At 31.1% G+C, this 19,429-nt stretch carries 20 protein-coding genes; 5 read left to right on the top strand and 15 right to left on the bottom strand.

Annotation, left to right across the window (positions count from 1 at the left end; translation table 11 throughout):
- The first annotated feature begins 175 nt into the window (after window positions 1-175).
- Both carB and AJ939_RS05305 read left to right on the top strand, forming a co-directional pair.
- A complete protein-coding gene (carB, locus tag AJ939_RS05310; protein ID WP_070276351.1) occupies window positions 176-3,445 on the top strand; it encodes a carbamoyl-phosphate synthase large subunit in 3,270 nt (1,089 codons plus the stop codon).
- Window positions 3,442-3,864 carry a hypothetical protein gene (locus AJ939_RS05305; RefSeq protein ID WP_002851686.1) on the top strand — a complete coding sequence of 141 codons (423 nt, stop codon included), beginning with the start codon at window positions 3,442-3,444 and terminating at the stop codon, window positions 3,862-3,864. Before carB ends, AJ939_RS05305 begins: the two co-directional genes overlap by 4 nt.
- On the opposite strand, the gene AJ939_RS05300 is transcribed toward AJ939_RS05305, so the two are convergent.
- From AJ939_RS05300 to AJ939_RS05250, 11 genes are all read right to left on the bottom strand, one after another.
- On the bottom strand, window positions 3,865-4,842 hold the full coding sequence (locus AJ939_RS05300) for a transaldolase (RefSeq protein ID WP_070261200.1): 978 nt from the start codon (window positions 4,840-4,842) through the stop codon (window positions 3,865-3,867). It lies immediately after the preceding gene.
- Window positions 4,842-5,465, bottom strand: coding sequence for a phosphoserine phosphatase SerB (gene serB, locus AJ939_RS05295; protein WP_070276353.1), 624 nt, complete (start codon window positions 5,463-5,465; stop codon window positions 4,842-4,844). Before serB ends, AJ939_RS05300 begins: the two co-directional genes overlap by 1 nt.
- The gene (locus tag AJ939_RS05290; protein ID WP_044779559.1) at window positions 5,465-5,986 is read right to left on the bottom strand and encodes a chemotaxis protein CheW; all 522 of its coding nucleotides are present in this window, start codon (window positions 5,984-5,986) and stop codon (window positions 5,465-5,467) included. Before AJ939_RS05290 ends, serB begins: the two co-directional genes overlap by 1 nt.
- Window positions 5,987-5,990: 4 nt before the next feature.
- Window positions 5,991-8,300, bottom strand: coding sequence for a chemotaxis protein CheW (locus AJ939_RS05285; RefSeq protein WP_070276355.1), 2,310 nt, complete (start codon window positions 8,298-8,300; stop codon window positions 5,991-5,993).
- Window positions 8,301-8,303: 3 nt separating this feature from the next.
- Window positions 8,304-9,260 carry a chemotaxis protein gene (locus AJ939_RS05280; protein ID WP_070276357.1) on the bottom strand — a complete coding sequence of 319 codons (957 nt, stop codon included), beginning with the start codon at window positions 9,258-9,260 and terminating at the stop codon, window positions 8,304-8,306.
- Entirely contained in the window at window positions 9,253-10,011 is a 759-nt protein-coding gene (locus tag AJ939_RS05275) for a UDP-2,3-diacylglucosamine diphosphatase (protein WP_350308187.1), read from the bottom strand. Before AJ939_RS05275 ends, AJ939_RS05280 begins: the two co-directional genes overlap by 8 nt.
- A 9-nt stretch (window positions 10,012-10,020) precedes the next feature.
- Window positions 10,021-10,506, bottom strand: coding sequence for a transcription elongation factor GreA (gene greA, locus AJ939_RS05270; RefSeq protein WP_002851733.1), 486 nt, complete (start codon window positions 10,504-10,506; stop codon window positions 10,021-10,023).
- Window positions 10,507-10,517: 11 nt separating this feature from the next.
- On the bottom strand, window positions 10,518-11,612 hold the full coding sequence (lpxB, locus tag AJ939_RS05265; RefSeq protein ID WP_070276361.1) for a lipid-A-disaccharide synthase: 1,095 nt from the start codon (window positions 11,610-11,612) through the stop codon (window positions 10,518-10,520).
- 226 nt (window positions 11,613-11,838) lie between these two features.
- Window positions 11,839-12,411 (bottom strand): cytochrome c oxidase subunit IV, encoded by a 573-nt coding sequence (locus AJ939_RS05260; RefSeq protein WP_044779556.1) that lies wholly within the window; start codon window positions 12,409-12,411, stop codon window positions 11,839-11,841.
- Between the two features lie 14 nt (window positions 12,412-12,425).
- Window positions 12,426-13,232, bottom strand: a complete 807-nt coding sequence (locus tag AJ939_RS05255) for a cytolethal distending toxin subunit B family protein (protein WP_070239959.1) — start codon at window positions 13,230-13,232, stop codon at window positions 12,426-12,428.
- 15 nt (window positions 13,233-13,247) lie between these two features.
- Complete coding sequence (locus AJ939_RS05250) at window positions 13,248-14,048, bottom strand: RICIN domain-containing protein (protein WP_070233683.1); 801 nt, start codon at window positions 14,046-14,048, stop codon at window positions 13,248-13,250.
- A 482-nt stretch (window positions 14,049-14,530) separates the two neighbouring features.
- On the opposite strand from AJ939_RS05250, the gene surE reads away from it, so the two are divergent.
- From surE to AJ939_RS05235, 3 genes are read left to right on the top strand one after another with little or no spacing between them, the layout of a single operon-like run.
- Window positions 14,531-15,307 carry a 5'/3'-nucleotidase SurE gene (gene surE / locus AJ939_RS05245; RefSeq protein ID WP_070239961.1) on the top strand — a complete coding sequence of 259 codons (777 nt, stop codon included), beginning with the start codon at window positions 14,531-14,533 and terminating at the stop codon, window positions 15,305-15,307.
- Complete coding sequence (locus AJ939_RS05240) at window positions 15,297-15,962, top strand: ThiF family adenylyltransferase (protein ID WP_079860512.1); 666 nt, start codon at window positions 15,297-15,299, stop codon at window positions 15,960-15,962. The genes surE and AJ939_RS05240 overlap by 11 nt, the downstream gene beginning before the upstream one ends.
- Window positions 15,959-16,732: an OXA-184 family class D beta-lactamase OXA-614 gene (locus tag AJ939_RS05235; protein WP_070233680.1), complete on the top strand. Its 774-nt coding sequence runs from the start codon at window positions 15,959-15,961 to the stop codon at window positions 16,730-16,732. The genes AJ939_RS05240 and AJ939_RS05235 overlap by 4 nt, the downstream gene beginning before the upstream one ends.
- On the opposite strand, the gene AJ939_RS05230 is transcribed toward AJ939_RS05235, so the two are convergent.
- From AJ939_RS05230 to modA, 4 genes are read right to left on the bottom strand one after another with little or no spacing between them, the layout of a single operon-like run.
- On the bottom strand, window positions 16,688-17,569 hold the full coding sequence (locus AJ939_RS05230) for a sulfate/molybdate ABC transporter ATP-binding protein (protein ID WP_070276365.1): 882 nt from the start codon (window positions 17,567-17,569) through the stop codon (window positions 16,688-16,690). The two genes, AJ939_RS05235 and AJ939_RS05230, sit on opposite strands and share 45 nt — an antisense overlap.
- Window positions 17,566-18,240, bottom strand: a complete 675-nt coding sequence (gene modB, locus AJ939_RS05225) for a molybdate ABC transporter permease subunit (RefSeq protein WP_070233678.1) — start codon at window positions 18,238-18,240, stop codon at window positions 17,566-17,568. Before modB ends, AJ939_RS05230 begins: the two co-directional genes overlap by 4 nt.
- Window positions 18,233-18,634 carry a molybdopterin-binding protein gene (locus AJ939_RS05220; RefSeq protein WP_070276367.1) on the bottom strand — a complete coding sequence of 134 codons (402 nt, stop codon included), beginning with the start codon at window positions 18,632-18,634 and terminating at the stop codon, window positions 18,233-18,235. Before AJ939_RS05220 ends, modB begins: the two co-directional genes overlap by 8 nt.
- Entirely contained in the window at window positions 18,631-19,380 is a 750-nt protein-coding gene (modA, locus tag AJ939_RS05215; protein ID WP_070276369.1) for a molybdate ABC transporter substrate-binding protein, read from the bottom strand. The genes AJ939_RS05220 and modA overlap by 4 nt, the downstream gene beginning before the upstream one ends.
- Between the last annotated feature and the right edge of the window lie 49 nt (window positions 19,381-19,429).

Here is a 19,429-nt window from a genome sequence, read left to right as displayed (position 1 = left end):
CAAATAAATTTTTATAATCGAATGAGAATCTTATAAAAAATCTTAAATTTCTTTATGTATTATTTCCTAGATTAAAAGCAGGGTGTTTATTTTTTAAAATTATATCAATAATTTCAAAGTTTATAAAACTAATTTTTGTTATAATCAGCTCAAATTCATGCTCTTAGGAAAATTTATGCCAAAACGAACAGATATTAAAAGCATTTTACTTATAGGAAGTGGTCCTATTGTGATAGGACAAGCTTGTGAATTTGATTATTCTGGAACTCAAGCCGCAAAGACTTTAAAAGAGTTAGGATATCGTGTAGTATTAATCAACTCAAATCCTGCAACTATCATGACAGATCCTGAATTTGCAGATGCAACTTATATAGAACCCATAACAAAAGAAAGTATTTTAAGTATTATTAAAAAAGAAAAAATTGATGCAATTTTGCCAACTATGGGCGGACAAGTAGCGTTAAATGTTGCTATGGAAGTTTATGAAAGCGGACTTTTAGGAGATGTAAAATTTTTAGGCGCAAATCCTGAGTCGATTAAAAAGGGCGAAGATCGTCAGGTCTTTAAAGAATGTATGAAAAAAATCGGTATGGATTTGCCAAAATCGATGTATGCGTATAATTATGATGAAGCTTTAAAAGCCGTAGATGAAATCGGCTTTCCTTTGATGATCCGTGCTTCTTATACTTTAGGAGGTGCTGGAAGTGGTGTGGTTTATAATATGGACGAATTTAAAGAACTCGCTAATACTGCTTTAGCTTTATCGCCTATCCATGAAATTTTGATTGAAGAAAGTTTGTTAGGTTGGAAAGAATATGAAATGGAAGTTATACGCGATAGAGCGGATAATTGTATCATAGTTTGTAGTATAGAAAATATCGATCCTATGGGAGTTCATACAGGAGATAGTATTACAATAGCTCCAGCATTAACTTTGTCAGATAAAGAATATCAAGTTATGCGTAATGCTTCTTTTGCTATTTTGCGTGAAATTGGCGTAGATACAGGCGGAAGTAATGTACAATTTGCTATCAACCCAAAAAATGGAAGAATGATAGTTATAGAAATGAATCCAAGAGTTTCAAGATCAAGTGCTTTAGCTTCTAAGGCAACGGGTTATCCTATAGCAAAGGTTGCGACACTTTTGGCAGTAGGCTTTAGTTTAGATGAGATTAAAAATGACATTACAGGAACTCCTGCATCTTTCGAGCCTGTGATTGATTACATTGTAACAAAAATTCCTCGCTTTACTTTTGAAAAATTTCCAGGAGCAAATACAACTTTAGGTACAGCTATGAAAAGTGTGGGTGAGGTAATGGCTATAGGACGCACTTTTAAAGAAAGTATACAAAAAGCACTTTGTTCTCTTGAGCGTTCTTTGAGTGGTTTTGATAGAGTAAAATTTGAAGATAGAAATGGTCTTGTTTTTAAAATTCGCAATGCTAATGAAAAGCGTTTACTTTATGTTGCTCAAGCTTTTAGGGAAGGTTTTAGCGTAGAAGAACTTTATGGGCTTTGTAAAATAGATCCTTGGTTTTTAACACAGATTAAAGAAATTGTAGATTTTGAAGAGCAAATTGATATGGATATTTTAAACAATAAAGCTCTTTTGAGAAAAGCAAAAACTATGGGCTTTTCAGACAAAATGATAGCCTTGCTTGTGAATTTGAAAGATAATTTAGAATTAAGCCAAAATGATATTTATTATGCAAGAATGAAGCAAAAAATCATTGCAGAATTTAGCGAAGTGGATACTTGTGCGGGTGAATTTGAAGCTTTAACTCCTTATCTTTATTCAAGTATCAATGTAAGCGAACTCACTCAAAGTAAAAACGATGCTAAGGATAAAAAAGAAAAAAAAGTGATGATTATAGGCGGGGGGCCAAATCGCATAGGACAAGGTATAGAATTTGACTATGCTTGCGTACATGCTTCTTTTGCGCTTAAAGATATGGGTATTAAAACCATTATGTATAATTGTAATCCTGAAACCGTTTCGACTGACTATGATACAAGTGATATTTTGTATTTCGAGCCTATTGATTTTGAACATTTAAGAGCGGTGATTGAGCGTGAAAAACCTGATGGAGTGATTGTGCATTTTGGTGGACAAACTCCTTTGAAATTTGCTAAGCGTTTGAGTGCTTTTGGAGCTAAGATTATAGGTACTAGCGCAAGAGTAATTGATATGGCAGAAGACAGAAAGAAATTTGCCGAATTTATTACAAAATTAGGCATCAATCAGCCAAAAAATTCTACTGCAACAAGTGTAGAAGAAGCGGTTCTTAAGGCTAGTGATATAGGGTATCCTGTGCTTGTAAGACCAAGTTATGTTTTAGGTGGGCGTGCGATGCGCGTGGTAAATGATGAGGTTGAACTTAGACTTTATATGCAAGAAGCTGTAGATGTGAGCGATAAAAGTCCTGTTTTGATCGATCAGTTTTTAGACAATGCTACAGAAATTGATGTTGATGCGATTTGTGATGGCAAAGATGTTTATGTGGCAGGAATTATGGAGCATATAGAAGAAGCAGGAATTCATTCAGGTGATAGTGCTTGTTCTTTACCACCTTGCAATATCGATGAAAAAATGCAAGAATTTATTGCACAAAAAACCGCAGATATTGCTTTAAATTTGGGTGTTGTAGGGCTTTTAAATATACAATTTGCTTTACATAATAATGAGTTTTATATGATAGAAGTAAATCCTAGAGCTAGTCGTACTGTGCCTTTTGTTAGTAAAGCTACGGGCATTCCTTTGGCAAAAGTAGCAACGCGTGTGATGTGGCAAGGAAATTTAAAAGAAGCTTTGAAATTTTATGATACTTTCAAAGTGGTTAATTTTGATACTAAAATTTTACGCCCTAAAACTCCAAAATATATGAGTGTAAAAGAAGCAGTATTTCCATTTGCAAAACTTAGTGGAAGTGATTTAGAATTAGGCCCCGAAATGCGTTCAACAGGTGAAGTTATGGGTATAAGTAAGGATTTTGCAAATTCTTACGCAAAAAGTCAAATCGCATCGTTTAATCATCTTCCAGAGCAAGGTGTGATATTTATCTCCTTAAAAGATAAGGATAAAAAATATACCAAAAAAATCGCTGCAGAATATGTAAAGCTTGGCTTTAGACTTATGGCAACAGGGGGAACTTGCAAGGAAATTTTAGAAAGTGGTTTTGAGTGTGAGCTTGTGCATAAAATTTCAGAAGGACGCCCCAATGTTGAAGATAAATTGAAAAATGGTGAAATTCACTTAGTTATCAATACAAGTGATAATCACAGTTTTAAAGGCGATACGAAAAAAATTCGTGAAAATATCATTCGTTTTAAAATACCTTATTTTACAAATTTGCGCTCAGCTTTAGCAGGTGCAAAATCGATTAAAGCTATACAGAGTAAATCTTGCTTAGATGTAAAGAGTTTGCAGGAGTGGCTTAAATCTTGATTTATTTAGCTCAAACAGATACTACGGTAGGATTTTTAAGTAAAAATTTAGAAGAGATTAATGCTTTAAAAGGTAGAGATAAAAATCAACCTTGCTTAATCACTTCTGCGAAATTTTGCGAGTTAAAAAGTTTAGCAAGAATTCCAAAATCTTTTAAAAATTTAGTACGTCGTTCTAAAAAAACAACTTTTATTTATCCAAATAATCAGGCCATTCGTATTGTGAAAGAGTGTAAACATGCGAATTTTTTAAGTAAAAATGGCTATTTTTATTCATCTTCGGCAAACAAGCATGGAAAAGAATTTGATGAAGAATGGGCTAGAAGTGTTGCCGATATAATACTTGATGAGAAATTTTTCGAAAATATCCCATCAAAAATATTAAAACTTTCAAAGAATAAAATGATAAAAATACGTTAATTAAAGAGCTTTTAAAATATCTTCAAAAGCAATACAAAATTGCTCTATGCCATCGCTTAATAAATCATTGCAAGCTTTTTCTCGTTCGCTTTGAGAAATGATTTGATTAAGTTCTGTATAAATTTCAAAATTCATTAAAGGTTTTTTAAAATCCATTTTTCCTTTAAATGCCTCTATTGCATCAAGAGGAGCAGTATTAACAGAATTCTCAAAAAGAAGTTCTTTGATATAATAGTCTTTTGGCAGATCATCTCCTTTAACTCCAGTGCTTGCAAACAAGGCGCGAATATTAGGTTCATTTTTTGAGTAGATATTGTTATAAGCTAAATTTGCATTTAAAATTCCAATACGATTTTGCTCTTTGGCTTTAGGATTTAAAAGTCTATCAAAACGACTTACAAAAATACTTATAACAGCTTGTGGTGTTCTAGTATTTTGTTCTTTTAAGGCTATATTGTTTTTTCTAAATTCGAATAAACCTGCATTTAAAGCTTCAAAACATTTTTGACTTTGTTCAAGAGAAAAAATTAAGGTAGCATTGACGCTAATACCATTTTTCATAAGTTCATACATTACTTCATAAGAAGCTTTTGTAGCTGGAATTTTAATCATTACATTTTTTTTGCTAATAGCACTATAAAGTCTTTTAGCTTCGCCTAAACTAAGAGTCGTGTTATCATGAAGTCTTGGATCTATTTCAATACTTATAAATCCATCGTTTTTTTGATAAAAAAGAGGAGCTAATTTATCAGCTGCTTTTTGAATATCAGAAATTGCTAATTCTTCATAAATATCTTTTGTTTTTTTTCCTTTTAATTTAAGAATTTTATCTTTATAAATTGGAGAATTTAAAATAGCATTTTTAAAAATAGCAGGATTTGAAGTGGCGCCATTAATTCCATGTGATAATAAATTTAAAAATTCATTATCTAAAAAACTATTTTCTATAAAATCACACCAAAGAGAAAAATTTTTCATTATATTACCTTTATTATTTCTTTTAAGTCTTTTATGTCTACGCAAATATCAGCTTGAGAACGTAAAATTTCTTTAGCACAAAATGCAATTTTTAATCCACTTTCGTTAAACATTGCCAAATCATTTGCCCCATCGCCAACACACATCACTTCATCTGTTTTCAAATTTAAAAAGCTTTTTAATCGTTGTAGCATTAAGCCTTTTGAATTTGAAAACATCATTTCCCCACCAACTAGCCCTGTTAAAATGTCATTTTTATGATGCAGATAATTTGCAAAACCGAGGTTAATTCCAAGTTTTTGCATAGCAGGATCTATGCATTCATGAAAACCACCGCTAAAAATAACAATTTGTATGTTTTTAGATTTTAAATATTGGATAAGTTCATGTGCTCCATGCATTAGTGGAAGTGTGCTACTTAATTCTAAAACTTTTTTATAAGACATACCTTTTAAAAGGCTTACTCGTTTTTGAAGACTTTCGAAAAAATCAAGTTCTCCAGCCATAGCATGGCGGGTAATTTCGCTTGTTTGATCACCCTTGCCATGCGCTGTAGCTAAAATATCGATGGTTTCACCATCCATTAAAGTAGCGTCAAAGTCAAAAACACAAAGTTTAATCATTAAAATTCGCGCTTAAGTAAAGCTTCTACTTTGAGTATAGTTAAGATATTTTCATCTCTTTTTCCTATACCATAAATCATACCTTTGTCTTTAACTAAAGTTTCAGGTGGTGGATCGATTCTGTTTCTGTGAATTTTAATTGCTTCGGTTAATCTATCTATAACAAAACCAGCATTTCCTCCAACTCCAGTTCCATTTGTCTCACCTCTTAAAACAATATATCTTGTTTGAGGTGTCATTTTAGAACTTCCTAAATGAAAGCGTTGAGCTAGATCAATAAGTGGCATAACATTACCACGCATATTAAAAACCCCTAGAACATAATCAGGTACACTAGGAACTCTAGTATATTCTATAGGTTTGATGATTTCTTGTATATTAAGAATTGGAATCGCATATTCCTCATCTCCAACTACAAAGCCAACAAGTTGGATGATATCATCTTCTCTTTGATTGACATCAGGACCAGCCATCTGAGTTTGCTGTTTTTGCAAAATTTGCTCTAATTTTTCATTACTCATATTCTTATCCTAGTTTCAAATTTTTTCTAACCACATTTTCCAAGTATTCTGGAGAATAAGGTTTAGTGATATATTCAGTCATACCCACTTCAACACCTCTTAAGCGGTCAGTTTTACTTGTTCTTGAAGTAACTGCAATGAGTGGTAAGTTACGATATTTAGAATACTTTCTAATTTCACCAGCTAAGGTGTATCCATCCATTCTTGGCATTTCGATATCTATAAGCATTGCATCAATATCATGTTCGCCAGATTTTATAATATTCAATGCTTCAACACCATTTGTTGCTTCAACTAAACTAACCCCTAGCGGTTCCAAAGCTTTTTGCATTAAAGTTCTATCCATTTTAGAATCATCTACAATTAAGACTTTATAATCACTTGGTTGTTCTTTAGGTTTTTTCGCACTTGATTCTAATTGCGCTTTAATATCAACTTTAATTTCTTTGGCCATATCCATCATAGCACCTACATCGATGATTAATGTCACTCTACCATCGCCACGGATTGTAGCTCCTGCTATACCTTGGATATTTTGTAAATAATCACCCATAGATTTAATAACTATTTCTTCTTGTCCTACAAGAGTATCTACTATAATGCCAAGCTTGCTTTCTGCTACCCCTATAACAACGACATAAGTTTGATCACCGCTTTCAAGGACTTGTTTAACTCCAAATACATCCGAAAGTCTCACAAGAGAAAGCACTTCATCTCTTAAGCGTAATACATTTTTACCTTCGATAGTATAGATATCATCAATTGGCACTCTAACTGTTTCAAGAACGCTTGCAAGTGGAATTGCATAGAATTCCTCTTGAGTTCCTACAAGTAAAGATTGAATGATTGCCAAGGTAAGAGGAATTTTAAGTTTAAATGAACTTCCTTTACCTAACTCACTATCAATTTCAATTACCCCATTTAGTTTTTCGATGTTGGTTTTAACAACATCCATTCCTACGCCACGACCCGAAACATTTGTTACTTTAGCCGCAGTTGAAAAACCAGGTTTGAAAATCAAAGCAAAAGCTTCTTTGTCTGTCATTTGATCTGCTTCTCTTTCGGTAATCAAATTTTTCTCTATAGCTTTTGCTTTTAAGCCATTTGGATCAAGTCCTTTACCATCATCTGTAATTTCTACAACGATGTGATTGCCTTCATTATAAGCTTTAAGTTGAACTATACCTTTTTCAGGTTTTCCGTTCGCTGCACGAGTTGCTGGATCCTCAACACCATGGTCACATGAATTTCTAATCATATGCATGATAGGATCGCCAATTTCCTCTACGATAGATTTATCAAGTTCAGTTTCTTCACCTGTAATTTCAAGTTCTATTTGCTTTCCTAATTCACGACTCAAATCACGAACAACTCTTGGGAATTTATTGAAAACTTTTGCTATAGGTTGCATTCTTGTTTTCATTACAGCAAGTTGAACATCGGTTGTAATGATGCTTAGCTGACTTACAACCTGATTAAGTTCTTCAAGGAATTTTTCTCCTTCATAACGCTCTTCAACATCATCGTAAATTTTAAGCAAACGGTTTTTGCCTAAAACAAGCTCCCCAATTAGATTCATTAAGTGATCTAGCCTTTTTACCTCCACGCGTATGGTTTGATCCATACTGCTAGCATTACTACCTGAAGCAGGAACTTTTTTCTCTCCACTTTCCGCAGGTTTATTTGCTGTATTGTTAGTCGGTTTAGGTGCTGCATTTGTTGTTTGTTTCTTTTGTGCACGACGCGCTTGATCTTCAGCTTTTCTAACTTTTAAAAGTCTTTCTATTTCAGCTTCAACTTCAGAATCACTTAATTGATTAATATCTACTTCAGGTTCTGGAGTTGCTATTTCTTGTTTTGGTGCTTCTGGTTCTACTTGTAGAGTAGATTTTTCATTTGAATCTTTTGCCGCAACAGGAGATTCTCCTTCTGAAATAGCTGTTAATCTTGCGCAAATTGGTTCTATATCCATACCAATAGCAGTATCGTTGCCATTATCACGAATGGAATTAAGCAAAGTTTTCATTCTATCAATAGACTCTAAAACCACATCCATGATATCTGGAGTTATTTTTAACTCGCCATGTCTTGCTTTGTTTAAAACATCTTCCATGTGGTGAGTTAACTTTGTTAAAACATCAAAATTTAAGAAACTTGATGATCCTTTAACCGTATGTGCAACACGGAAAATTCTATTTAATAATTCTAAATCTTCTGGATTTGATTCAAGCTCTACTAAATCATGGTCGATTTGCTCAACAAGCTCAAAAGCTTCAACCAAAAAGTCTTCAAGTATTTCTTGCATATCTTCCATATTTTACCCCTGTTCTTGAGATTGATGTTTTTTAATAACCTTTGCAATTTCATTGAAGAAATCGCTAGCGTTAAATTTGACAAGATAGCCTTCTCCACCAGCTTCTTGAACACCTTTCTCATTCATAAATTCATTTGATAAAGACGAGTTAAAGACTATAGGAATATCTTTAAATCTTGGATCTTCTTTAATGCGTGCAGCAAAGTGGAAACCATCCATTTGTGGCATTTCGACATCGCTTACTATAATTTTTAAAGTATCATTTAAACTTTCACCATAAACTTGGCTTAATTCTTCTAATTTGTTTATGCCCTCTACGCCGTCCTTAGCTTCAACAACTTGAAAGCCCATCTGTTGCATCATTTCTTTGACGCGTTTTCTAGCAGTCATGCTGTCATCAAGTATAAGTGCCGTTCCAGTAAATTTTTCTATTTTTTCAAAATCTATATCTGTTTTTGGAGCGTAAATTCCCAAATCTTCAACAACACTTTCAAGATCTAAAATTAGCAACACTTCATCATTTTCGATGCGTGTTACACCTGTGATTTTACCTTTATCTAAAGCACCTGATCCTGTAGAAAAAGTTGCTGGTTCTATATCTTTCCAGTTTATTCTACGAATTCTTTTTGCTTCGTGAACTATAAAACCAATAAGAATATTGCTAAATTCAGTAATAATAACCCTAGGTTTTAGCATAGTGCTTTCTGGCTCAGTGATTTGCATCCATTTGGCAAGATTGACTACAGGTATAACCACTCCACGAAGATCAAAGATACCTTCGATGTAATCAGGTACACCTGGAAGTTCTGTAAGGCTTGGGATTTTTATAATCTCCCTTACCTTAGAAACATTTACACCATAAATTCCTTCATAGACTTTATCGTGTCCTTGCTTAAAGATACGGAAATCGACAAGCTCCATTTCATTTGAACCCGTTTTCACGATATTTTCATCAAACATTTTGACCCCTCAATTTCTGTTCTCGAAATTTGATTTCTTGCTGATATTCTACTACAAAAAAACTTCTCTCATATGCAAAACTAGCTAAGTTAAGATATTTAATGTTTTCTTTGTTGATTTGATGATTTTGATGATAGTGTCCTTCACATACCCAAAATCCTAAATTTTCATATCTTTCATATCTTTTTTTCGCTAAATTTTCAAAATCTTTTATTTGATAAAAAAGGTTTTTTTTGTTTTGATTTTGAAGAATTTTATTTGAAATAAAATTACAAGTAATAATATTTAAAAAATTCAAAAATATAAGCAAATAATGATTTCTTAATGTTTTAAGAGTAGATTGTAAAAGAGGTGGTAAAAAAATATCTCCGTGAGCTAATTTTATAAAAGTATTATTTAAAACAAGATTATTACCTTTACTTGTATGCAAATTAAGCTTTATGGGCTGCTCTTGTAAGTTAAAAATTTTTACCCTTTTAAAAAAACAAGAAAGATTAAAATCATGATTGCCTTCTAAGTAGATAATTTCAATCTTTAAGGCCAATTCTTCTAAAAGTTCTATGTAAGGTTTAGCAAATTCATGTGTAGCAGAGATTTCGCCTATAAGCAAATCGAAAATATCACCCATAAGTATGAGTTGAGGGGTGGAAATTTTACCTTTCTTTAAGGCTTGTAAAAATTCCCAAAATCCCTTTCTTTGTTCATTTTCATGAGCATCCGCGATTAAAATCGCTCCATTTTGTAGTAAAATTTTTTATCCTTAAAATTTCAAAGGCTCATAATTTATAGAAAGGATTTCAAATTCACTCTCACCTTTTGGCAAACGCACTTTAAAATCATCTCCTTCTTTTTTCCCAAGCATAGCTTTTGCTATTGGAGATGCGATGGAAATATAACCCTTATCTAAATCTCCTTCGCAAATTCCTACTAGAGTATATTTACTTTCTTTTTCTGTATCCAAATCCATGATCACAACACTTGAACCAAATTTCACACTATCATGTTCATAGCTTGAAGGATCGATCACTTGAGCTCTTGCTAGCAAGTCACTAAGCTCTGCAATACGACTTTCAATTAAAGCTTGTTTTTCTCTTGCAGCATGGTATTCCGCATTTTCTTTCAAATCCCCATGACTCCTTGCTGTATCGATTTCTATTACAACGGCAGGGCGTTGATTGTCTTTTAAATCTTTTAATTCTGCGGCTAATTTATCATAGCCAAATTGACTCATTGGTTCTTTTTGCATGATTTATCCTTTTATATTTCGCTTAGGATTTTTGCTAAATTTTTAGCACTTCCAAATTGTAAATATTCTTTTAAAAAATCAACTTTAGCAAAAAATGCCTTATAATCATATTTATTATAAGCTTCATATAAATTTAAAACATTGACTTTATCTTGTAAAAATTCAGGATTTAAAGCTTCTTTTTTAGCAAAATCACAAAAAATATTTGCAAGTCCTATGTGTTTTAATTTTACAAAAAGTTTTGCGATAAAAATATCAATCGCTTTTGCTTTGTAAGTAAGAACAAAAGGAGTTCCCACTAAAGCTGCTTCTAAAGTAGCTGTTCCGCTACAAATAAAAGCAAAATCAGCTTTTTTAAGCACTTTTGGAGTGTTGCTTTCTATCTTAAATTCGCTAATATCACCATAAATTTCTAATTTTTCAAGATTAAACGAGGGAACACAAAGAATTTTTTCACCCTTAAATTTTTGAGAAAGTTCTTTAAAAATAGGCATCAAATGCCTAATTTCACTATGTCTTGAACCTGGTAAAAAGGCTATAGTTTTTTCATCATCTTTTTTTGAAAATGTATGATTAATATCTTCTTGATTTTTAAATTCTTTTATCTCATCTAAAAGCGGATGGCCTACATAAGTACTTTTGTTAAAAAACTGATTATCAAAGGGTAAAATAGAAGCTAAAATATCAAAATGACTTTCTATGATAGGTATGCGACCTTTTTTCCACGCCCAAACTTGAGGCAAGATATAATAAATGCGTGGAATTTTACTGCCTGCTTTTTTTAAAGCCTTAGCAAAAGGTATGTTAAAAGCGGGCGAATCTATACATAAAATCCCATTTATTTTTTGAGCAAAGCTTAAATTTACAAGTTCTTTTATAGCTTTTTTTGCTTTGAAAATCAAAGGTAAAACTTCTATAAAACCCATAGCACTAAATTCATGTGAGCTATAAAGTGGTTTAGAATTTAAATCAAATTCTTTGCATAAACTCTCATCATAAATCCCATGAAGTTCAAATTCGCCAAAATCTTTTTTATAAGCTTTTAAAACTTCTTTTAAATGCAAATTTGCTGAAGGTTCTAAGGCGCAAACTAAAAAGGTTTTCAAAAAAATTTCCTTATAAATATTTTAAATATTTTATCTTATTTTGGCTTAATTAAAAGAAGTTGTGGAAAAATACACGCTAAAAGTGTATATGAAGGTTTATTTTCTCCAGTAGTATTTTTTGAAAATTTTCTTAAGATTTATAAACATAATATATTTATTTTTTGCATCGATTTATTCAATATTTTAATTACTCGCAAGCTTATTATTTTAGCTTGCTTGCAAGTAATTAATAAATAGGGGTTGCTTCTATAATGGCTGGGGTAAAAAACATTAATTCATTTAAATCTAAAAATAAAGCTGGATCTAAAGTACATGGTTGTATACCAAAACGTTTTTCTATTGGAACATTTGGATTATAAAATATTTTCATACATTCTCTTCCACCTTCAACTAAAGATCTTATTTGAACTGCTGAGCTAGTTGTTGGCATAATAGAAAATATAGTTTCTAACTTTCCATCTTTTAAATCTTGTTTGCATGATTTCCCTCCAAAAAAACCACTTTCTAGTATCGCCAAACAAATATCATCATCGTTTGGATTTACAAATTGCACATAACCAAAGTGTAACAATTCTCCTAATTCATCTTTTTGTTTTAATTCATCGCTAAGTATAATTTCTCTTAAGATCCAATTTTGGTCTTTTAAATCTTCCGAAGTCTCTCTAAAAGGGCTTAAACTAATTCCTGTCTGTAAGGATCTAATAGCAAACATTGGTGTAAAGTCAGATAAATCGCCAGGTTCTTCGATAGATTTAGATAAGCTTAATAAAACTAATATTAAAATAACAATTTTTTTCATAACAACACCTTATATTAAAAAAATTTTCTAAAATTCACAGGAAAATGATCTGAAGCTAAAAATGTTCTAAGTCCAGCAGCAGCTAGTATGGCTAGTATAGCTGGGGGAGTATATCTTCTGGTTGTATCAGAATTTCCTGTAATAGCGTAATCAAGAACACCACCACTTGCTTGAGTATAAGAAGCAGGAGAAACAAAATATATACGATCCCTTAATCCTCGATCTAATAAAGATGCTAATGAGCCTGGATTTCTATTAAAATCTCCCAAGATCATCCAATTAATTTGAGGCATGTTTCTAAAATGCATATCAACAGCAGTAACTATAGCACCTGCATCATTTCCTCCTCTTGCTAAAGCATGTGCGTTGAAAAATACATCATTGCCAATACGGATTCCTATGATAGGTCTTGAAGCAACGGTTGGAGGAGGTAATACAATTACTTCATCTGCCTGTCTTCTGCTTACTATTGCCATATTAACTCTATTTGCTCCTACATCAACTCTTGAATAATATATAAAAACTGAATTAGGACGAGATAAGGTTCCTAGATTCCATTCGTATTCATGGATAGGAATACCCACCCCAACAGGTTGAACTTGTCTTTGTGTCATTACTGCAGTGGATGGTAAAACACCTGCTTCTTGAATAGCTAAGACATCCATAGGATTGCTTCCCGTAACAAGTTGTCTAATACTAATATTCCATTTACTTTCTGTTGATGCTGAAGAACCTTGTAAATTCCATGTTCCAACATTATAATCTTCTAAAGAAGCAAAGCTTAAATTTATACTTAAAATGATTAATAATATTTTTTTCATAATTAACTCCAAAATTTATCTATAGGGACTATGAGTAGCATAAGTAGGCGGTGCTATATACCACTGTCTATCTAAATTTTTTTCTCCTGATTTTAAACAATCAGTAAGAAATATTTTATAATAACTAAAATCAAATTCTTTCATTACATCATTTATAGGTGTTTGAATGCATTTTTGAGTTGCGTAATTATAAATTTGGTAAGCACCATTACTCATAGGAAATAATATCCAAAATTGAGCAAAATTGCTTTGATCGCAAGGGTAATGGACAATCCCTTCGCCATAAGCATTGAGACATGTAAGCGTCTTAACGTTTTTAATCATAACTTTGTTTTGAGGAAATTCTATGATTTGCCAGACATTTGCATCGCCAAAAGGTATACTTGAATATAAAGTATAGCCCCATATCCAATTTCCCGGTCTTAAAGCCCATACAGTTAAAGCAGCTCCTGATGGACCCATTATGGTTACAAAATCACTAGGATATCCTCTATTTTCATATACAGATGCATCATTAAATTTTCCATTTGATTGTAATCTAGGCGAAGGTCCTTTAACAAAATCATTACCTTTAAAAGTATTTGTTTTTATTACAGGTGGTTCTAAAGGAACATCTTTTGGTATCAAATCTGAACCATCAACTAAAGCAGGAGTTTCTTGTTTGGCTGGTATTGTAGGTGTTTTTCCTATTTTAAGTGGATCGCTATCATGTAAATCACCATAAGATCGTCCCAGAGGATTAAGCTCTTTAGAAGAGCATCCGATAAAAAATATCAATAATAAGCTTAATACTATCATAGAATGAAATTTTTGCATTTTTTCTCCTTAAGTGAATTAAGATTTCGATAAGTATAATAATATAATTTTAAAAATATATAAAAAATTATAATTTAAGATTAAATAATTGTCTTCTATAAAAGAATAAAATTTTAATTTTTTGGAAAAATTCATAGTTATAAAAAAAATATATTAACATCAATAATGAAAATTAATTTTAATAATAAAAAAGTTTTTTTATTATTAAAATTTAAACTATGGAATTTTAAGTTTTTAAGAATAAAAATATAAATGAGTATGGAATTCAAAATATTTGAACACTAGAAGAGTTACGATTAAAATCGTGATTCTAAAGTGTAGATTGGACTAAATAATAAAAATTAAGTTAATTTTTGAGTTAATTGTGAATTACTTTATTGAGTTGAGAATAAAAGAATTAATTATAAAGAACATTTCTATATAGCTTTATTTGTATTTATTCTTAAAGCTTTTTATGTTAAAATATCCAATAAGGAAAAGCAATGAAAGAAATTCTTATCACTAATGATGATGGCTATGAGAGCAAAGGACTTAAAAAACTCATTAAAATGTTAAAAAAAGAATTTAAAGCCAAGATCACCATAGTAGCTCCTGCTAGTGAAAAATCAGCTTGTTCACACTCCATAACCCTAACCAAACCTTTGCGTTTTGTTAAAGTAGGAAAAAGATTTTACAAGCTTGATGATGGTACTCCAGCAGATTGTATTTATCTTGCACTTCACGCACTTTATAAAACACGCTTGCCTGATCTTGTAATCAGTGGGATTAACAAAGGAGCAAACGTAGGTGAAGATATTACCTACTCAGGAACTTGTGCAGGAGCTATGGAGGCGGTTTTACAAGGAATTCCTGCTATCGCTCTTTCTCAATTTTATAAAAAAAGCGAAAAAGAACTAGACTATAAAAATGCTTTAAAAATTACCAAAAAAATCATTCAAAATATTTTTGATAAAGGTTTTCCTTTGGAAAAAAAAGAATTTTTAAATATCAATTTTCCTGCAAAATCAAAAATCAAAGGCATTAAAATTTGTAAAGCAGGCAAAAGGGTTTATAATTTTGAAGCCCACTCAAATGTCAATCCAAGAGGAGTTGAGTATTATTGGCTTGCAGCAGCGAATTTAGACTTTGAAGATGAGAAAAATAGCGATATTGTCTTACTTAAAAAAGGCTACGCTACAATAACCCCTATAATGCTGGATCTTACAGCTTATGAAAAAATGAAAAAAGTTAAAAAATGGTTAAAGGCAAATGATGAATGATAGATTTACACGTATAAAATGGCTAGTTGGAGAAGAAAAATTTCAAAAAATTTCACAAACAAAAGTTTTGGTTTGCGGACTTGGTGGAGTGGGTGGAATTTGCGTTGATGCACTTTATCGTAGTGGTTTTAAAAACCTTACTTTAATCGATGCGGATAAATTTGAAATCACCAATCAAAATCGCCAAATTCATAGCGAAAATATAGGCGAAGAAAAAGCTAAAGTATTTGAAAGAATTTATAAGGCTAAAGGTATAGTCAGCAAAATCGATGAAGATTTTTTAGAAAAATTTGATTTAAGCGAGTTTGATCTTATCGTAGATGCCATTGATGATATCCCTGCAAAAGTAGCTTTGGCTCATCTTATAGATTTTAAAAAACAAATTTTTATCTCTTCAACAGGTGGAGCTAGAAAGCTTGATCCAACACGCATTAAAACTACAAGTATTTTTAATACTCACGGCGATGCTTTAGCGAAAAAATTTCGTTATGAACTTAGAAAATCAGGCTTTAAGGGAAATTTTGATGTGGTATTTTCTGATGAAGAAGCACATTGTAAAGATTTAGGTTCTTTTATGGGTGTAACAGCTTCTTTTGGTTTGGCTTTAGCAAGTTTAGCAATGAGAAAAGTCTTATCAAAATATAAAGAGCAATGAGAAATTTTATTGTATTTATATTGTTTTTGAATATAGCCATTGGAGAGGATAAAATACTTGGTAATTTTTTTAAAGATTGTAATACAAGTGGGACTTTTATAGTCTTTGATGGAAAAAATTATGCAAGTAATGATTTTCAAAGAGCTAAACAAACCTTTTCTCCTGCTTCAACTTTTAAAATTTTTAATGCTTTAATTGCACTTGATAATGGTGTAGTTAGAGATACAAAGGAAATTTTCTATCATTATAAGGGTGAAAAAGTATTTTTGCCCTCTTGGAAACAAGATGCTAGTTTAAGCTCAGCCATAAAACGCTCTCAAGTGCCTGCTTTTAAAGAATTGGCAAGAAAAATAGGACTTAAAACCATGCAAGAAGGCTTAAATAAACTTTCTTATGGAAATACAAAAATTTCAAAAATCGATACCTTTTGGTTGGATAATTCTTTACAAATTTCTGCAAAAAATCAAGCTGATTTGCTTTTTAAACTTTCGCAAAATTCTTTACCTTTTTCCAAAAAAAGTCAAGAAGAAGTTAAAGAAATTATTCTTTTTAAGGAAGATAAAATCCAAAAAATTTATGCTAAAACAGGTTTTAATGATAATATCAATTTAGCTTGGATTGTTGGATTTGTAAAGACTGAAAACAAAATTTTATCTTTTGCTTTAAATGTTGATATAAAGGACATTAAAAATATTAAAATAAGGGAAGAATTATTAAATAAGTATTTAGCTAATTTTTCCAACAATAATAGGATTAAAAGCTTTTACTGAAAGTATGAGAGTATCGCCTATTTTTATATCTTGATAAGCTTTTAAAAATTCCTCTTCACTAAGAGTAATTTTAATAATGTCTTGATTTAAAAGCAAGGTTAAAACCACTAAAATATCACTTTTTTTAATTTCTAACAAAGTTGCACTCAAACGCAATTTTGCACTAATACTTGAATGAGTAAAAAATTCATTTTTAGGAAAATCCTTAATGATTTTTCCATTCCTAAGCTCTAAAATTCTATGACTTAACTTATAAATTTCAGCTAAATCATGACTTACCAATAAAGTACTTATCTTAAAATACTCTAAAATTTTAGCCAATTCATCTTGTAAATTGGCGCGCATTTTAAAATCCAAAGCACTCAAAGGCTCATCTAAAAGCAAAATTTTTGGTTCCCTTGCTAAAGCTCTTGCTAAAGCTACTCTTTGTGCTTGTCCTCCGCTTAAATGTTTAGGATAAATTTTAGCTAAATTTTCAAGTCCCATTAAGGCTAAAAGCTCGCTAACCTTTGCTTTAGAACTAGCGGCATAGGCGATATTTTCTTTTACATTCATATTTGGAAAAAGCGCATAATCTTGAAAAACAAAACCAATTTTTCTTTTTTGCAAAGCTAAACTAAAATTTTTTGAAGAATCAAACCAAAGTTCATTATCTACTTCTATACGCCCCAATTTAGGCTTTATAAGTCCTGCTATGATTTTTAAAAGAGTGGTTTTTCCTGCTCCACTTTCGCCAAAAAGTGCAGTAATTTTTCCTGATTCTATATCTTTTTTAAAATTTAGATTGAGCATTCCTTTAGCAGTATTTATAGGATGATTGATATCAATTTTTATCATTGAAAACTCATTTTTTTATTGACAAAATAAAGACTAAAAAGCACTAAAAAAGAAAAAATAAACAATATAAAAGCATATTGATGGGCTAAGCTATAGTTTAAGATCTCAAGCTCATCATAAATAGCTATACTAGCTACTAAAGTTTCACCTTGTTTATGTCCTCCTATCATCATCACGACTCCAAATTCACCCACAGTATGGGCAAAACTCATCGCACAAGCACTAAAAATTCCTGCTTTAGAATTAGGTAAAATTACTCTAAAAAGAGTATAAATTTTACTTTTACCTAAACTATAAGAAGCATCGAGTAAATTTGGATTGATCGATGAAAAGGCACTTTGCAAAGGATTTACCATAAAAGGCAAAGAAAAAATCAAAGAAGCAAAAACAAGACCTTCAAAACTAAAAACCAAAGAAAGATTAAAATATTCTTTTAAAACTTGCCCTAAAAAACTATTAGCCGAAAAAGTTACAAGCAAATAAAATCCCAAAACACTAGGAGGTAAAATCAAAGGCAAAGAAATAAAGCTTTGAAGGATTGTTTTAAAAGGAAAACGCACAAAACTTAACAAATAAGCTAAAAAAACACCGATAAAAAAAAGAATAAAAGTCGTGATAAAAGCAAGTTTAAAAGTAAGATAAAGGGTTTGTAAAAAAGCTGGTTCAAGCACTATGACTCCTTAATACAATATCATTTGCTTTTACAAAACAAAGCCATTCTTGATTTTCACAAAGTTCAAGTTCTAAGGCTTTTTCTTTGGTGATGATACTAGAAAGCTTATTACCCTTAAAATCAAAAAATACCTGATACAAAAGTTCGCCTTTTTTAATTTTTGTAATTTTAGCTAAAAAAGAATTTTCAACACTTAAAAGAGTTTTGCTTGTGCTAAAACAAAGCTCATGCTCTTTAAAAAGAAGTTCTACACTCGCACCAATTTTTAAATTTTCTAAAGACTTTAATTCAAGCATTAAAACACTAAAAATCACTTCTTTAGAAAGTATTTTAACAATAACTATATCCTCTTGATTTAAAAGCTCGTAAATTTGTCCTTTTATAAGGTTCATGGTGTGCTAAATCCGTATTTTTTAAAAATCTCTTTTGCTTTTGAAGAGCTAATAAATTCACTAAATTCAAAGGCTAATTTTTTATCCTTAGCATATTTTGTGATGACATAACTTTGTTCTAAAGGGCTAAAATACTTTGCATCAATTATAACAGTCTTACCCTTAGGATGATTAATAGGAGAAACTAAAGAATAAGCTACTATAGCTATATCTGCATTTTTACTATCTACATGTAAAACAGGCACTGAGATATTTTCGCCTAAAACGATTTTGTCTTTAAAAAGCTCATTTAAATCCAAATTTTCAAGCACTTCTTTAGCTGCTACTCCATAAGGAGCTACTTTAGGATTGGCTATGCTTAGATGCGTGATTTTACCTGCCTTTTCTTTTAAATTTTCAATGCCTCTTTGGAGTAAATTTTCATCCAAACTATACAAAGCCAAAACTCCTAAAACATAAACTTTTGGCTTTATTAAGGCATTTTTATCATCATAAATAGCCTTAGTATATTTAGTATCCGCTGAAAAAAAGAGATCAAATTCTCTTCCTTGTTTTAAAAGTTCATAATATTTTCCAGAAGCACCAAAAACCAATTCTATTTTATCTTCTGGATGTGTTTTCAAAAACTCATCTTTAACTTCACTCATTGCCTTTGAAGCTGAAGAAGCTACAAAAATGCTTAAATTTTGTGCATTTAGATGTAAGGTAAAAAACAAAATCCCAAAAAATACTATAAACTTTTTCATTTAGTTTTCCTTGTGTAAAAATTTAATTTTTGGATTATAACACAAAAAA

Origin of the sequence: Campylobacter sp. BCW_6889 (assembly GCF_001762535.1) — a bacterium.
Taxonomy (GTDB): domain Bacteria; phylum Campylobacterota; class Campylobacteria; order Campylobacterales; family Campylobacteraceae; genus Campylobacter_D; species Campylobacter_D jejuni.
This window is presented reverse-complemented; position numbering and strand designations above follow the sequence as displayed.

Bases quoted from the DNA above. Each gene is read 5' to 3' on its own strand.
- greA (WP_002851733.1), bottom strand. From the start codon at position 10,506: ATGCAAAAAGAACCAATGAGTCAATTTGGCTATGATAAATTAGCCGCA.
- AJ939_RS05300 (WP_070261200.1), bottom strand. From the start codon at position 4,842: ATGAAAAATTTTTCTCTTTGGTGTGATTTTATAGAAAATAGTTTTTTA.
- modA (WP_070276369.1), bottom strand. From the start codon at position 19,380: ATGAAAAAGTTTATAGTATTTTTTGGGATTTTGTTTTTTACCTTACAT.
- AJ939_RS05230 (WP_070276365.1), bottom strand. From the start codon at position 17,569: ATGATAAAAATTGATATCAATCATCCTATAAATACTGCTAAAGGAATG.
- AJ939_RS05250 (WP_070233683.1), bottom strand. From the start codon at position 14,048: ATGCAAAAATTTCATTCTATGATAGTATTAAGCTTATTATTGATATTT.
- AJ939_RS05285 (WP_070276355.1), bottom strand. From the start codon at position 8,300: ATGGAAGATATGCAAGAAATACTTGAAGACTTTTTGGTTGAAGCTTTT.
- AJ939_RS05240 (WP_079860512.1), top strand. From the start codon at position 15,297: ATGATGAATGATAGATTTACACGTATAAAATGGCTAGTTGGAGAAGAA.
- AJ939_RS05290 (WP_044779559.1), bottom strand. From the start codon at position 5,986: ATGAGTAATGAAAAATTAGAGCAAATTTTGCAAAAACAGCAAACTCAG.
- serB (WP_070276353.1), bottom strand. From the start codon at position 5,465: ATGATTAAACTTTGTGTTTTTGACTTTGACGCTACTTTAATGGATGGT.
- AJ939_RS05255 (WP_070239959.1), bottom strand. From the start codon at position 13,232: ATGAAAAAAATATTATTAATCATTTTAAGTATAAATTTAAGCTTTGCT.
- AJ939_RS05220 (WP_070276367.1), bottom strand. From the start codon at position 18,634: ATGAACCTTATAAAAGGACAAATTTACGAGCTTTTAAATCAAGAGGAT.
- AJ939_RS05280 (WP_070276357.1), bottom strand. From the start codon at position 9,260: ATGTTTGATGAAAATATCGTGAAAACGGGTTCAAATGAAATGGAGCTT.
- carB (WP_070276351.1), top strand. From the start codon at position 176: ATGCCAAAACGAACAGATATTAAAAGCATTTTACTTATAGGAAGTGGT.
- surE (WP_070239961.1), top strand. From the start codon at position 14,531: ATGAAAGAAATTCTTATCACTAATGATGATGGCTATGAGAGCAAAGGA.
- AJ939_RS05260 (WP_044779556.1), bottom strand. From the start codon at position 12,411: ATGAAAAAAATTGTTATTTTAATATTAGTTTTATTAAGCTTATCTAAA.
- AJ939_RS05235 (WP_070233680.1), top strand. From the start codon at position 15,959: ATGAGAAATTTTATTGTATTTATATTGTTTTTGAATATAGCCATTGGA.